The sequence below is a fragment of the Aquimarina callyspongiae genome (assembly GCF_034322225.1).
In the GTDB taxonomy this organism is placed as follows: domain Bacteria; phylum Bacteroidota; class Bacteroidia; order Flavobacteriales; family Flavobacteriaceae; genus Aquimarina.
The window spans coordinates 17178-33054 of sequence record NZ_JAXLPA010000005.1 but is presented as its reverse complement, the minus strand read 5'-3'; the positions used below and the strand labels follow the sequence as shown (position 1 = coordinate 33054).

Sequence of the window (15877 nt, the reverse complement as noted above, 5' to 3'; positions counted from 1 at the left end):
GTTTTATTTAGAAAAAACGCATTATCAAATTCGTAATATGAAGTCTTTATTTTATGATTAATTTATTCTGCCTATGCTTTTTTTACGGAGCTCAAAAAAGTACAGCTCTATGATTCCATTTTCTTTTTGGTTCCTTAATGATTTGTTAATTTCAACAACTTGAAACATTGAATTCGTTTTAAAACATCTCTTAAAATGAACTTATAATTAAGTCGGAAAATATTATGAAGAAACAAGGAATGTATTTACCAGAATTCGAGCACGACGCATGTGGTGCCGGATTTATATGTAGTTTAGAAGGAAAGAAATCAAATGATATTATTCATAAAGCATTAGAAATTCTTGAAAAACTAGAACATCGAGGTGCTGTTAGTGCTGACGGTAAAACTGGAGATGGAGCAGGAATATTAATAGATATCCCTCATGATTTTTTTATTGAATACTGTGATTTTGAACTACCAAAACCTGGAGATTATGCAGTAAGTAATGTTTTTCTTCCAAAAAAAGATAATCAAAGGCAATACTGTATAGATACATTTGAGAAAAATATAAAGGATCAAGGACTTGTATTATTAGGATGGAGAGATGTGCCGGTTGACCACATACATCTTGGAGAGATTGCAGCAACAACAGAACCTTTTATAAAACAAATATTTATTGGTAAAGAGAGTGCCTCACAAACTTATTTTGATTTTAATCTTAAACTTTTTACTGCCCGTAAAATAACCGAGCATACTATATACAGCTCTAAACTTTCAGAAAGTAAGTTTTTCTACCTCCCTAGTTTATCAACCAAGACTTTAATATTTAAAGGACTTTTAATGCCAGAAGACATTAAGCTATACTATAAGGATCTTATGGATCCTAAAGTGGTAACAAGGTTAGCTCTGGTACACCAAAGATTCTCTACCAATACATTTCCAACCTGGGATTTGGCACAACCTTTTAGATATATGTGCCATAATGGAGAGATTAATACATTAAGAGGTAATGTCACCAGAATGCGATCGAGGGAAGAGTTGTTAAAAAGCGATTGGTTTGGTTCAGCTATTAAAAAGATATTGCCTGTAGTTTTAAAAGGTAAATCAGATTCTGCTTCAATGGATATGGTAGTAGAACTATTATTGATGACCGGAAGATCACTTCCAGAAGTTATGATGATGATGGTTCCAGAGGCTTGGGAGAAAAACCCTGAAATGTCCGAAACAAAGAAATCTTTTTATGAATATAATTCTTGTGCAATGGAGCCTTGGGATGGTCCGGCTTCAATACCATTTACCGATGGTAACTATATAGGTGCGGTATTAGATAGAAACGGATTGCGGCCATCACGTTATACAGTAACCAAAGATGGTTATGTCATTATGTCTTCAGAAACAGGAGTCGTAGAAATACAACCCGAAAATATTGAGTTTCATGGTCGATTAGAGCCCGGTAAGATGTTTTTGGTAAATATGGATGAAGGACGAATCATAAATGATGAAGAAATTAAAGAAGAAATTGCTTCCAAACATCCTTATAGAAAATGGTTAGATGATAATTTGGTTCATCTTAAGGATATACCTTATAATGATTGTCCATTGTTTTTAGGAGAAGAAACCGTTGCCAAGCGTAAAGAGGTATTTGGATATACTCAAGAAGATATTGATACTATTATAGCTCCTATGGGGCAGTTAGGAAAAGAGCCAATTGGTTCAATGGGATCAGATACACCAATTGCCGTATTATCAGAGCGTCCACAATTGGTATATAACTATTTTAAACAGTTGTTTGCTCAGGTAACAAACCCTCCATTAGATGGTATCCGTGAAGAATTGATCACTGATATTAGTTTGACACTTGGGGCAGATCATAATATTTTTGACATAAATGAGCAACACTGTAATAAACTCAAAATTCAAAACCCGGTTATTTCTAAGGAAGATCTGGATAAAATAAAAACCTTTACGGGAAAAGGGTTTAAGGTTACTTCGGTTTCTATGTTATATAACATTAATCGTGGCCTTAACGGATTAGAAGATGCATTAGAGGTTATGCTTAAAAATGTATCAGAAGCAATAGATGAAGAAACTAATGTAGTTATTCTTTCTGATCGCAATGTGAGTAAGCATAGAGCTCCAATACCTGCTTTATTAGCTTGTTCTTATGTAAATAGTGGGTTGCAGAAGTTGGGGAAACGTTCTAAAGTAAGTATTATAATAGAATCTGCAGAACCGAGAGAAGTACATCATTTTGCATTATTATTTGGATATGGAGCCAGTGCTATTAATCCCTATATGGTGAACGAAATTATTGAAGAGCAAATTGAAGAACAAAATATTACAGAACTTACCACTCAGGAGGCCATCATTAATTATAATAAGGCAGTAGGAAAAGGAGTCCTTAAAGTGATGAATAAGATTGGTATTTCTACACTTAATTCATATAGGAGTTCTCAGTTGTTCGAATGTATAGGTATTAACACAAAGGTCGTAGATCAATATTTTCCGAACACCGCAACACGTATTCAGGGAATAGGATTATATGAGATAGAAAAAGAAATAGCTAAACGTCATAAAAGAGCATATGTAGAGCAAGAAGTAGCAGCTAGTCTCAACCTGGAGATCGGTGGTCAATATAGATGGAGACGTAATGGTGAAAAACATCAGTTTAATCCTTTGTCTGTAGCTAAGCTTCAAAAATCAGTAAGAGATAACGATCCAAAAACGTATAAAGAATATGCAAAACTTATTAATGAGCAGTCAAAAAGTTTAATGACCATTCGTGGATTGTTAGAATTCTCAAATTATGATCCAATAGCTATAGATGAGGTAGAACCCTGGACAGAAATTGTAAAACGATTCAAAACAGGAGCAATGTCGTATGGTTCTATAAGTCAAGAGGCTCATGAAAACCTTGCAATCGCCATGAATCGTATTGGAGGTAAAAGTAATTCTGGAGAAGGAGGAGAGAATCCACTTCGTTTCTATAAAGATGTTAACGGAGATTGGAAAAACAGTGCTATTAAGCAGGTAGCTTCAGGAAGATTTGGAGTTTCTTCAAATTACCTGACCAATGCAGCAGAAATCCAAATCAAAATGGCGCAGGGAGCCAAACCCGGAGAAGGAGGACAGTTACCAGGACCAAAAGTGAATCCTGAAATAGCCAAAACCCGTAACTCTACTCCATATGTAGGATTAATTTCTCCGCCACCACACCATGATATATATTCTATAGAAGATTTATCACAATTGATTTTTGATTTAAAATCTGCTAATCGGGATGCAAGGATCAATGTTAAACTGGTATCAGAAGTTGGGGTAGGAACAGTAGCAGCAGGTGTTGCCAAGGCTAAAGCAGATGTTGTATTAATATCAGGATTTGATGGAGGTACAGGAGCATCACCTTTAACATCATTAAAACATGCTGGATTACCCTGGGAGCTGGGGATTGCTGAAGCACAACAAACATTAGTAGGAAATAATCTGCGTAGCAGAATTGTGCTAGAATGTGATGGTCAGTTAAAGACCGGACGTGATGTAGCTGTGGCCTGTTTACTTGGAGCAGAAGAATTCGGTTTTGCGACAGCACCATTAGTTGCTTCAGGATGTGTTATGATGCGAGTGTGCCATCTTAATACCTGTCCTGTGGGAATAGCAACTCAGAATCCAGAATTGCGTAAAAAATTTAAAGGCAAGCCAGAACATGTAGTAAATTATATGTATTTCATCGCTCAGGAACTGCGTGAAATTATGGCACAGTTAGGTTTTCGTACGGTAAATGAAATGGTTGGGCAGGTACAAAAACTGGATCATAAAAAAGCAGTAGAACATTATAAAGCAGCAGGGATCGATCTTACTCCTATTTTACATCAAGTTGATGCTCCCGAAGAAGTAGGGATTTATAATACCGAAACACAGGATCATGGTCTCGGAAAATCTATAGATTTTGATATTATCGAGCAGGCTCATCCGGCATTATTCAGAAAAGAAAGAACCACTTTGGATTTTGATATTACAAATACGGATAGAGCTGTTGGAGCTATTTTAAGTAATGAAATTTCTAAAATATACGGAGCTCAGGGATTACCAGATAGTACATTAAAATTAAACTTTACCGGTGCGGCAGGACAGAGCTTTGGAGCTTTTGCAACAAAAGGATTAACCATGGTAGTAAATGGTAATACTAATGACTATTTAGGTAAAGGACTCTCTGGAGCTAAGTTAGTAATCAAAGTTCCTGATGAGGCAACTATAATTCCTGAAGATAATATTATAACGGGTAATGTAACCTTGTATGGTGCTACATCGGGAGAAGTATATATTAATGGTAAAGCTGGCGAGCGATTCTGTGTTCGTAATTCTGGAGCAAAAGCCGTGGTAGAAGGTATAGGAGATCACGGATGCGAATATATGACTGGAGGAATAGCTGTGATTTTAGGAGAAGTGGGGAGAAATTTTGGTGCAGGAATGTCTGGAGGAATTGCCTACATATATGATGATAAAAAGACTTTTGAAGCACATTGCAATAAAGAAGCTTTGAATTTAGATCCGGTTGTAGAACAAAAGGATATTAATGAGTTAAAAGAACTGATTGAAAATCATTATAACGCTACTCTAAGTCCGATAGCACAAAGAATTTTAGAAAATTGGGAAAGTGAATTATCGAATTTCATTAAGATTTTCCCAGAAGAGTATAAACAAGCTTTAAAACGATTAGAAGAAGAAGAAAAAGTAGCACAAGCATAAACGATATTAACTATGGGAAAGACAACTGGATTTTTAGAATTTGAAAGAGAGATTGAACAGTATCAACCTGTTAAAGATCGTATAAAAGATTATAAGGAGTTTACGGTAGAAATGCCCGAGAAAAAACTCAAAAACCAAGGAGCACGTTGTATGGATTGCGGAATTCCGTTTTGTCATAGTGGGTGCCCGCTAGGAAACCTCATCCCGGATTTTAATGATGCCGTTTATCGTGGCAAATGGGAAAAGGCGGCAAGTATATTACATGCTACTAATAATTTTCCTGAATTTACAGGTAGATTATGTCCTGCACCTTGTGAAGAAGCTTGTGTATTAGGGATTAACGAGAATCCCGTTACGATTGAAAACATCGAGAAAAATATAGTTGAGCAAGCCTTTAAAAATAACTGGATAAAAGCAAACCCGCCAAAAGAAAGAACAGGAAAAAAAGTTGCTGTTATTGGATCTGGCCCTGCAGGATTAGCTACTGCACAACAATTAAATCGTGCTGGGCATTTAGTTACTGTATATGAAAGAGATGAAAAAGTAGGAGGATTATTAAGATATGGAATTCCTGATTTTAAAATGGAGAAACAGGTAATTGATCGACGTATTGCTGTTTTGGAAGAAGAAGGGATTGTATTTAAAACTAAGGTATTTATAGGAAAAGATATAGAAGCTAATCAGTTAAAAGAAGAATTTGATGCAATTGTGCTATGTACTGGAGCAACAGTTCGTAGAAATTTACCTGTAAAAGGAGCGAACCTTAAAGGAGTGGTACAAGCAATGGATTTTTTACCACAGAATAACCGTAGAGTTGATGGAATCAAAGATCTTGGAGAAGAAATCTTTGCGACCGGAAAAGATGTTATCGTAATTGGAGGAGGAGATACAGGATCAGACTGTATTGGTACTTCTGTAAGGCATGGAGCAACATCAGTTACGAATTTTGAGATTATGAATAAAGGTACAATAGAACGCCCTGAACATCAACCATGGCCTTTCTGGCCAATGAGATTGCGTACCAGCTCCTCACACCAGGAAGGAGTAGAACGTAATTGGAGTATTTCTACAAAAGAATTTTTAGGAGATGATAATGGCAATTTAAAAGGGTTGATCACTTCAAAAGTAGAATGGGTTAAAGAGAATGGACGTTTTACTTTAAAGGAAATTGCCGGTACAGAAAAAGAATGGAAATGCGAACTAGCTTTATTAGCTTTGGGGTTTACCGGTTCAGAACCTACTATTGCAGAACAGTTAGGAGTTGATATGGATGCCAGAACTAATATAAAGGCAACTGTAGATAATTATTCTACCAACGTCAAAGGAGTTTTTGCAGCAGGAGATACACGAAGAGGACAATCTTTAATCGTTTGGGCAATTGCAGAAGGAAGACAAGCAGCTTATCATGTAGATACTTATTTAATGGGGAGTTCTAATTTGCCGTTAAAAGGAGATGGAGATCTGCCAAGAATCTAGACTACGTTTTTTTAAAGTTTTGGTGAGAAAATGTTAAAATAATATCAGAGGTATTTGATTGAATATCAATTTTTTATAGTTAGTCTATCGTTTTAGTATATTTTGTATTAATTCTAGTTAGAATAGTACTGATTCTATGTTAAATATTTAGGTAACTTTCTGATAACTAAAATTTTAACATTATGATACGACACAAATTCAAACTTAGTTTGTTTTTAGTAACTACCTTATTATATGTTAGTTGCCAAAATGAAGATCTGCAAGAAAGTGTAGATCCAGTAGAACAAACATTGACTAAAAAAGCAGAAGCTACTTTAGATTTTTTAATTGAACAAGGCTATTCTGTGCATGACCTTAAACCAGATTTTGAGAGTGAAACTTTTATCTTCGGTGATGATATTGCATTTCCTTTTGAGCTTAAAGGTAATCTCGACAAAAACAAACCAAACGAAGAAACTACAGATCAAAGAAATCAATGGTATTATGTTGGAAATGGAGTGTATTACAGCAATTCCAGAAATATTAATTATTACATAGAAAGAAACTTCCCTAGAAGCCTAGAATATGAGTTTTCCTGGGCAGCTTATCACTGGAGCCGTGTTAGCCCCAATATTAATATAAGAAGAACCTATACAAGATCAAGTGCAGATATACTTGTAGGAGCCTGGTATAGCACCAGCGATCGTGCATGGGCCAGAGCAGCATTGCCAAGTGGGAATGGTAATGTTGGCTCCTGGTTAAATGTTAATACAGCAAAAGATCACGAAGGTTCTTCTTCAGAGTCAACCATGGCATTATTAATCCATGAGCTGGGGCATAATTTGGGGTATCTGCATTCTGATCAAACAGAAGGAGGGCGTATACCAGGTACCAATGGTCCAGGCTATCATGCAGCAAATAACTGTGGTTCTGTGATGAAGAGTAGCGTATATGTTTGTAATTGGAGAATTAGTTCTAATCCAGGTTGGTCTTATGACGATAGAACAGCTATTAACTGGGCTTATGGTCTTTATTGATCAAAATTGCGATTAATTTTTAAGTTGAGAAAAAAGCTGTTAATCATTTTGGTTAACAGCTTTTTTACTATTACTGATGCTTTTTTAAAAGTTATAACATATTGAATACTTATAAGCTAAAGAGGCCTTTAATTTATCCTTTTGTAATCTTAAAACTATTCTGAGAACGTTTAATAAATGAATTCCGTATAGATCTAGTTTCTTCATCACTTATAGAGTTTTGGAATTTTTCTAAGGTGTGTCCAGTGGTTTTATTAAGCATTTCGTGATAAAAAATAATAATTTCATTTTTTCTGTCTTTACTTGCCAAGCCTACAAAACGTGACATCATAAATTCATCTTCAAGTATATATCCTTTCTTTTCTAAAAAAGCTCTTGTTTTTGCTCCTTCTCCAGTAGGGTTTTCCAGAGCAGCTTTTTTACTATCATAAAACCAGGTATTGTGACGGTATTTATTATTACCAATGAAATCTGCATTACTGAAATCGTAATTATAGATTAAATTGTTTTCATTTAAAAACCCTTCAAATTGAACAATGAAAAGCTTATCTATTGATCGATTTTCATCAATTGAAGCAAAAACATATCGTTCGCCCGCTGCTACTGGTTTTCCTTGCATCTCTTTAGAATATTCATCAGAAGAAGCTATTATTTCAAAATCAAACTTACCAATAAAGTTAAACTCTTCATCTACTGCAATTTCAATTTTTGGAAGTTCATGAGAAATTAAAAGATTAGCTTCAACTGATCTTTTTGATGTTTTCTGAGATGTAGGCTTTTCAACGTTATCATTAGCCTCTTTCTTTTTGGTTTGACAACTTGATAATAATGTAAAAACAATGAGTATTATATATAGATTTTTCATCTTAAATAGATTCGTTTTTATAATATTAGAAAAGCTACTAATCTTATTAAATCAGTAGCTTTTTTTGATTGATGAATGTTATTGGCTAGTTCTTTTTTATGACTAAAAATGAATTTTTATTCTAATTGCTTGTTCTAATGAAATGTTAGGATCCTGATCTTTTAATGCTTTTACATATTTAGGAGTAACATTATGAATCCTAAGACTTTTTGCCTGATCTGCTGTAATATTAGAATATCCAATATCTTTAAAAGATTGTACAAATTCTGGAGTAACATTATGAATCTTAAAAGACATTATATCATCTAGATCAAGATCACTAAATTGAGTTTTCTTAAACTCTCTAATATAATCAGGTGATACATTATGAATTTTAAGAGATACTAATTTGTTGATAGAAATATTAGAGTACCCTAGTTTTACATACTCAGAGGCAAAATCAGGGGATATATTATGAATTTTTAAAGATTTAGCATGGTCCAGAGTAATGTTTTTATACCCCGATTTTTTAAATGAATCAATAAATCCAGGTGTTACATTATGTATTTTTAAAGCTCTTACATCATCCAAAGGAATGTTATTATATCCTGCATTATTAAATTCCTTTATAAATTCTGGAGTAACATTGTGAATTTTTAAAGCAATGATATCATCCACAGAAATATTGTCGTACCCAAGTTGTTTGAAACCTTTTATAAAATCATTAGGTGTTTGTTGTTCTTCTTGTGATCCTTTACCTGAATGACTTGTAGAACTAGTACCAGAATTTGACTCATTATAAGAATACCCTTTTCCGGCTTTTACTTGTCCAGGAGTGATATTATGTATTTTTAATTTTATAGCTTCTTGTAATGAAAGATTGGTTTGTCCAGCCTTTTTATAAGATTTAATAAGATCAGAAGTTACATTATGTATTTTTAGTTTTTTTGCTTCCCTAAGTGTAATGTTTGGATACCCGATCTTCTTAAAACTATTGATATATGCAGGAGTTACATTATGGATTTTAAGGTCTTTTGCTTCCTTAAGTGTGATACTTTGATATCCAATATTTTTATAGGATTGGATGTATTTAGGCGTCACACTGTGGATTTTAAGATTTTTTGCTTCTTGAACAGAAATGTTTGTATATCCTTCTTTTTTAAAACTTGCAATATAATCAGGAGTAACATTATGAATTTTTAGTTTCATATAATCATCCAGAGTTAATTTTCCATAACCATTGTCTTTATATGAAGTAATAAACTCGGGTGAGAGGTTATGTATTTTGGCTTTAGTAATCTTCTTTAAAGACGTTTTTTGATTATTGATTTTATTAATAAATGAAATATATGCGATATCAACATCAAACAGATTGAGTTTGCTGATTTCTTTCATAGTATAGTTGTTATAACCTAGTCGGGTTAATTCTTTTCTATACATTTTTAGCTTATCAAGTGGTAATGCCTTGTGAATAATATCTTCAAAATCATCTTGATTAATATTAAGATTCTCGTTTTTTAGATATGCCAGATAATTATTATCAAAACCGGTAAGAAAACAATGAACCAAATCTTTATTACTAACATTTAAACCATAAGCTTTGAGAGATCCTGTAAAACTGGTATTAGGAGCAAAAGTATATCTTCCGTCTCCGATTTTGTTTTCAAACTGCCCGACATAAGTCATAGTTCCAGCATCTTTTGTCACTTCAAGCTTTTGTCTATCTCCATTAGGAAATCCTTCAAAGTAACTAGGATCATAGCATCTGGTTATAGACCAAAAGTTTCTTTTAAGAGGTTCTGCACTGCGATACATAATACATAGTTTTCCTCCACCTACTTCGGCATCCCAAACTCCTTTTGTAAAGTCACTACTACTTTCAGAGATCACATCGGGTCTTTCAGTATTTACAATTGGATTTGTGGGATCTTCACCGGATACCATAGAAGGTTTTACAGGGTTGAAAGAAAATACAGTTAGTGCAAGTAATGGAATAATGATTAGGTATTTCCATCCTGATTTTGCTGTCGATTTTTTAGAATTCATCATGAGTATTCGTTTTTTGAGAAATGATTGATTGTAACTTGTGGCCAGGCCAGTAGGCATGTCTGGAGTAGATACTTTTAAAAGATTCATCTGGTAAGATTCTTTATCTTCTCCAATATTAAGCATACTGCTATCAGTTAGATATTCAAGATTATTATCGATTGCTTTACGATATAACCAGGCCAACGGATTAAACCATTGTAATGCAACTAATAACTCAACTAATAGCATATCGATACTATGCCAGCCTTTTATATGAAATTGTTCGTGTTTAAGAATTTGTAAATAGGTGTCTGGATTATATTGACTCGGGTTCATAAAAATGCGATTCCAGAAGGAGTAAGGAGCATGTTTTTTATCGGTCTCAATAATTTTGTAATCATCGACCTCGATTGTTGGGTACTTCAAAATCCTGTATAATAAAACTCCTAATTGTATTAAGAAATGAACAGCAAATACCAAAATACCGAGGATGTAGGTGTAGATTAAAATGGTTTGCCAATCCAGAGTGATACCAGAAGAGGTTGCATTACTTGCAGTATTATCAGAAGTAAGTGTTTGATCAGATGCTGTTACAACTGTTGTTGTTTCAATAGTAGAAATAGGAGCATCAATAGGTTGATCAACTATTTCCTGAGTTAAAGCACTTTTAAAAGATAAATTTTCTGGAACAGTGATGAAGGGTAATGTAAATGATAATACGATTAAACCTAATAAAACCCACCTGTTCAAATGGTAGAAAGTCTCTTTAGAAAGGAAAAACCTATAAATAATGTAAGATAATCCTATTAAGGCCGAGCTGTGAATGATATAATCCATTACTTTTTGTTTTTTATCAATTGAATGATTTCTTCCAATTCTTCGGTATTAATTTTTTCTTCCTTAGCAAAGAATTTTACTAAAGCCAAAGGTGAGTTATCAAAATAGTTGTTTACGACCTCTCCCAGTACTTCTTTTTGATACTGATCCTTAGATACTAATGGATAATATTGAAAACTATTACCATAAGCAACATGACTAATGAATCCTTTTTCTTCAAGAATCTTTACGATAGTAGCGGTAGTATTATAATGAGGTTTTGGATCAGATAACTCTTCTATAATCTCCTTTATAAAAGCTTTTTCAAGCTTCCATAAACTCTGCATAATCTGTTCTTCTCTTTTAGCTAATTTTTGCATAGTATCAATTTTACAAAACAAACATACTACTAATCTTTTAGTTTTACAACTAATTTATTAGTAATTCAACTAATTAGTTCGGATTTATTATAAGTAAAGTGCTGATAATTAAATAATTATAATATAATTAAAAATATGTTAAGATATTTTAAAACGGAAGGTTACCAAGATCAATATTTCCGCCAGATAGTATAATTCCTATTTTTTTGGACTGAAATTTTTCTTTTTCGCGAAGTAATGCTGCAAAAGGTACCGCACAGGAAGCTTCTATAACAATTTTCATTCGTTCCCAGATTAGTCGCATCGCCTCAACGGTTTCTTTTTCTTCAACGCGTATAATCTCAGATACATACTTTTGAATAATTGGAAAATTGGTATCACCTAAAGGCATTTTAAGTCCATCTGCAATTGTATTAGTAGTTTCGTTGATTTCAAGTTTACCACTTTTTAACGCTCGATAAGCATCATCAACCTCAAAAGGTTCTCCTCCAATTACCTCACAATTATTTCCATAAAAATGTGCTGCGAGAGAAGTTCCCGCAATAAGTCCACCACCACCAACAGGAGAAAATATATAATCTAGATCTGGATGATCTTCTAATAACTCCAGTGCTGAGGTTCCTTGGCCCAATATTACATCCATATCATTATATGGGTGTAGAAAAGTAGCACCTTTTTCTTTTTCTATTAAAGACGCTGTATGCTCTCGGTCTTTATGGGTAGGGTTACACTCAATAATTTCTCCTCCATATCCTTTTACAGCATCTTTTTTTACTTGAGGGGCATTAGAAGGCATCACAATATATGCTTTTACTCCTAAATTAGCAGCGGCTAAGGATAATGCTTGTGCAAAGTTTCCAGAAGAATGAGTTACTACTCCTTTTTCTTTTTGTTCATCAGATAATTGCAAAATGGCGTGAGTTGCTCCTCTCATCTTAAAAGCTCCCATTTTCTGAAAGTTCTCACACTTAAAATATAGATCTGCTCCAGAAATTTGATTGAGAAGTCTTGATGTTAAGATAGGTGTTCTATGAATATAAGGTTTAATAAGCTGGTGGCAATTATCTAGTTCTTGTGCTGTCATTGTAGAAGTAAAATTTAGAGTAACTCAAAATTAAACCTTTTCACCTAATTAATAAGAACAGTTGTTATCAACTTAACTATTTTTTAGTACCAATCAATAATGTATTTGTTCCTTGAACATTATCATATTTTGTAAACTGAATTAAAGATTTAGTGCCAGCTATTAGTTGATCAATCGTAGTGTCTTCTTTTAAATTAATACCCGCATTAAATAAAATGGATTTTCCAGGTTTTAATAACGAAATAACTTTTTGCCAAAATTCAATATCATAAAACGTTTTGGGTACTGTATTGTCAATAAATATATCTAATATGATAAGTTCATATTGCTTTTGACAGGTGTTTACATAATCTAAAGCATCCTGCGATATAATCTTAAGATTATCATTTTGGGAGATGTTAAACTCTTTTTCAGCGATTTGAATCACTACCTTATCGATTTCGACTGCAGTGATTTTGTGTTTATAATTAAATTTGTTTCTCAAAGATTCAATAACACTCCCTGCACCAAGTCCTAACAATAGAATATCTGATACATCATCTATGGGGATTAATGAAAGACCATAATCCAAAAGCTGTTGTAAATTGCCATAAGAATAGTTAGCATTTCTACTGTCTAAAACTTTCTTTCCATTCATCCAGGTAATTTCAAGAGGACCACTAACCTCAGAGGTAACAGTCTTAGTAAATGGCCAGATGTAACTGAGGATTTTTTTCATTTTATACGGTGACAGCTAGGAAACTATAAAGAAGTTAAATAATAAAAAGGATATAAGCTAAAATAAAACGGTTGTTATAATAACGTTAACTGGTTTAAATAGCCATAGCACCTGCTTCTGCAACCGCATGATCATTCTCAACCGTACTGCCACTAACACCTATAGCTCCAATAATTTTACCTTCTTTGTTTTTAATAGGGATTCCTCCCGGAAAAGTTATCAAACCACCATTAGAATGCTCAATATTATATAAAGGACCTCCAGGTTGAGAAAGCCCTCCAAGAACTCCAGTGTTTTTTTGAAACAAAGATGCGGTTTTAGCTTTTTTTATAGCAATATCCATTGCACCCAGTAAAGCACTATCCATACGAGCAAAGGCTAAAAGATTTGCACCAGTATCTACTACAGAAATATTCATTTTAACACCCAGCTCAATTGATTTTTCTTTTGCAACAGCGATGACTTTTTCAGCTTGTTCTAATGTTATATTCATATATGAAGCTTTTTAATGTTTCTTGATTTAAATAAAAAATCAACCTGAATTTAATAGGCTGAAATTTTATAAAAAGTGTGTCGCTAAAGTAGATATAATTATAAAATAAAATATGTTGATCAGGTAAGAATTATATGCGATTTATACCTTATTCTTACCGTTCTTTTTCGTTTTTTATTTTTTCCAGTAGCTTATTATTGCTTTCAATACATTTTCTTCCTATTGCGATTACTAGTTGATAAGCTCCTCGCATGCTACTTATTATATTAGATAGGATAGGATCTTCAAGAAACTCCATATCTCCTTTTCTCATTTTAGAATAATCGATATTATTTATGAAAAAATCTCCGAGATGATTTTCATTGATTATTTCGAGTCGTTTATAATCTTTTAAAACGATACTATGAAAAGAATAATGCTCTTCAATACTTCTTCTTAGTTCAAAATTGTCAATGAGTTTCATGTCTCCAGAATTCACCAAAGTTTGATAAGTAGTATTTTGAGGAGTAAAATTAGTGAGCTGAGCCAGAGAAAACATTGCTCTGGCAACGGTATCTTTTCGCGTATTGTTTATATCGTTAATCACAGGTAAAACGGTTTGTGCAATTTCAATTTTTGAAAGAAACTCCTTTTCATTTATTTCTAACAGTTTAATTTCTTCTGTTAGGTCCAGAATCAAATTATCAAAGTATTGATCTTTTAATTTTGAGTTAGCTTTGTTTTCTTTCCAACTGTTTAACCAAAAAGCGATAGAGATTCCTAAAATAACTATGATGATTTCTCCGAACGCGTATCTCCAATTGATTTTTTTCATAATTAAAGTTTAATGATCACTTTTTCAATATACAAATTAAAGCAATTATTGTAGGGGAGATCGTTTTGTAAGTAGTTGATAAAAAGATGTTTGTTTTAATAAAAAACTCTATCTACAAATAAACCATAAAAAAGAAATAATGAGTAGAAAGACATAAGTAATCCGACCCATCTAAACTTTTTGCTTCCTTGATAATTTACTTTACGAATACTTTTAAGACCGATTTCTGGAAAAATTAAATAAATAAAACCTTTAATTATTAATAATAAACCATAAAGAGTTATTATCATTTTGGGCCAAGTCCATACCAGATGAAAAGAAAAAATAATAGACCCTGTACCAATGGATAGCATTGCATTAAAAATATTTCCGCTTGTTCCATTCTCAGCGAGAAATTTAAAAAAATCTACCCATGTTTTGGGCTGTAAAAAATGTGATAACCCTGTTGCTAATAAGTTGATAGCTACAAATAGTTCTATGGATTGATGAATACTCATAATTGATTTTTTAATTCCAAGAAAGTTTCTTTCTCTCCGACCAGTATGTTTTTACATTTACTTTAAAGGATTGAAGAAGTTTGATATCTTCTGATTCAAGTTGAAATTGATTCACTTTTAGGTTTCCTTTTACATGATCTTCAATCGCTGCACCACTCAATATTTTGAAAGGTTGCAACATATCTGCACAAAATCTTAATGCGATGGCGTCGACATCAACATTATATTTCTCTGATAACTGGATTAGAGAAGAATATAATTCCTGGTAATGAGGATATTTCTTGTTTGTAAATAAACGACCATTTGCCAGCGCTTCTTTAATAACCACTTTTTTGTTATCATTCTTTAGTCTTGGCATAATTTCAGATAAACTCTGATCCAATATGTTGTATGTAACTTGAAAAACATCAATTAATGCTTGATTTTCAATTTCAACATCCAATGCTTTTTTAATCACATCAACCTGATTGTTTCCACTAGTGGTAATCCCAATTTTTAAATTATGTGTTGCTTTTAATTCGGCTAACTTATTTAAAACTTCTTTGTTTTCTAATACACCAGATTCAAAAGTAGCCGAATGTATTTGATAGATTTTTAAATAGGGTAGAAGTTGTTTAGATGTTTCCCATTGTTCATTTAATTTGGAGAGACTGTGTTCTTTGATTTCGTGTTGTATTGCATTAGGGTCAAAGTTTGCTGTATACGTATATCCCCATTTGGTAGCTACTTCTATAGTTGGGTCATTTTTATTGATCACCCAATCCATAAGTAGCTTTTCTGCTAAACCATATCCGGGAGCTGTATCATAATATCGTATTCCTTGCTGGTAAGCGTATTCTAAAGTGTTCCAACCTTGTTTTTCGAAATTATCAAGAGATATTGAAGTAGTATTTTCTTGTTTGATATTGATATATTGAGGTCTTCCAATTGCTGCGGTTCCCAATCCAATTATTGTATTTTGTGTGTCCATTTATTGAGCGTTAA

The 15877-nt window shown here is 33.1% G+C and carries 12 protein-coding genes; 3 read left to right on the top strand and 9 right to left on the bottom strand.

Annotation, left to right across the window (positions count from 1 at the left end):
- Positions 1 to 224 precede the first annotated feature (224 nt).
- The 3 genes from gltB to U0D62_RS20075 all read left to right on the top strand — a co-directional run bounded on the left by gltB (position 225) and on the right by U0D62_RS20075 (position 7219).
- The gene (gene gltB, locus U0D62_RS20085; protein WP_322289136.1) at positions 225 to 4727 is read left to right on the top strand and encodes a glutamate synthase large subunit; all 4503 of its coding nucleotides are present in this window, start codon (positions 225 to 227) and stop codon (positions 4725 to 4727) included.
- Between the two features lie 12 nt (positions 4728 to 4739).
- On the top strand, positions 4740 to 6203 hold the full coding sequence (locus U0D62_RS20080; RefSeq protein WP_322289135.1) for a glutamate synthase subunit beta: 1464 nt from the start codon (positions 4740 to 4742) through the stop codon (positions 6201 to 6203).
- Positions 6204 to 6385: 182 nt separating this feature from the next.
- Positions 6386 to 7219 (top strand): zinc metalloprotease, encoded by an 834-nt coding sequence (locus U0D62_RS20075; RefSeq protein WP_322289134.1) that lies wholly within the window; start codon positions 6386 to 6388, stop codon positions 7217 to 7219.
- 133 nt (positions 7220 to 7352) lie between these two features.
- Here U0D62_RS20075 and U0D62_RS20070 read toward each other — a convergent pair whose 3' ends face one another.
- The 9 genes from U0D62_RS20070 to U0D62_RS20030 all read right to left on the bottom strand — a co-directional run bounded on the left by U0D62_RS20070 (position 7353) and on the right by U0D62_RS20030 (position 15863).
- Positions 7353 to 8084 carry a hypothetical protein gene (locus U0D62_RS20070; protein WP_322289133.1) on the bottom strand — a complete coding sequence of 244 codons (732 nt, stop codon included), beginning with the start codon at positions 8082 to 8084 and terminating at the stop codon, positions 7353 to 7355.
- A gap of 102 nt (positions 8085 to 8186) precedes the next feature.
- Positions 8187 to 10928, bottom strand: coding sequence for a M56 family metallopeptidase (locus tag U0D62_RS20065; protein ID WP_322289132.1), 2742 nt, complete (start codon positions 10926 to 10928; stop codon positions 8187 to 8189).
- A complete protein-coding gene (locus U0D62_RS20060) occupies positions 10928 to 11287 on the bottom strand; it encodes a BlaI/MecI/CopY family transcriptional regulator (protein ID WP_322289131.1) in 360 nt (119 codons plus the stop codon). The genes U0D62_RS20065 and U0D62_RS20060 overlap by 1 nt, the downstream gene beginning before the upstream one ends.
- 148 nt (positions 11288 to 11435) lie before the next feature.
- Positions 11436 to 12371: a threonine ammonia-lyase gene (locus tag U0D62_RS20055; RefSeq protein WP_322289130.1), complete on the bottom strand. Its 936-nt coding sequence runs from the start codon at positions 12369 to 12371 to the stop codon at positions 11436 to 11438.
- A gap of 76 nt (positions 12372 to 12447) precedes the next feature.
- Positions 12448 to 13089 carry a spermidine synthase gene (locus tag U0D62_RS20050; protein ID WP_322289129.1) on the bottom strand — a complete coding sequence of 214 codons (642 nt, stop codon included), beginning with the start codon at positions 13087 to 13089 and terminating at the stop codon, positions 12448 to 12450.
- A gap of 94 nt (positions 13090 to 13183) precedes the next feature.
- Entirely contained in the window at positions 13184 to 13582 is a 399-nt protein-coding gene (locus tag U0D62_RS20045; protein ID WP_322289128.1) for a GlcG/HbpS family heme-binding protein, read from the bottom strand.
- 154 nt (positions 13583 to 13736) lie between these two features.
- Complete coding sequence (locus tag U0D62_RS20040) at positions 13737 to 14396, bottom strand: DUF6090 family protein (protein ID WP_322289127.1); 660 nt, start codon at positions 14394 to 14396, stop codon at positions 13737 to 13739.
- A 95-nt stretch (positions 14397 to 14491) separates the two neighbouring features.
- Positions 14492 to 14893, bottom strand: a complete 402-nt coding sequence (locus U0D62_RS20035) for a hypothetical protein (protein WP_322289126.1) — start codon at positions 14891 to 14893, stop codon at positions 14492 to 14494.
- A 10-nt stretch (positions 14894 to 14903) separates the two neighbouring features.
- Positions 14904 to 15863, bottom strand: coding sequence for an aldo/keto reductase (locus U0D62_RS20030; RefSeq protein WP_322289125.1), 960 nt, complete (start codon positions 15861 to 15863; stop codon positions 14904 to 14906).
- Between the last annotated feature and the right edge of the window lie 14 nt (positions 15864 to 15877).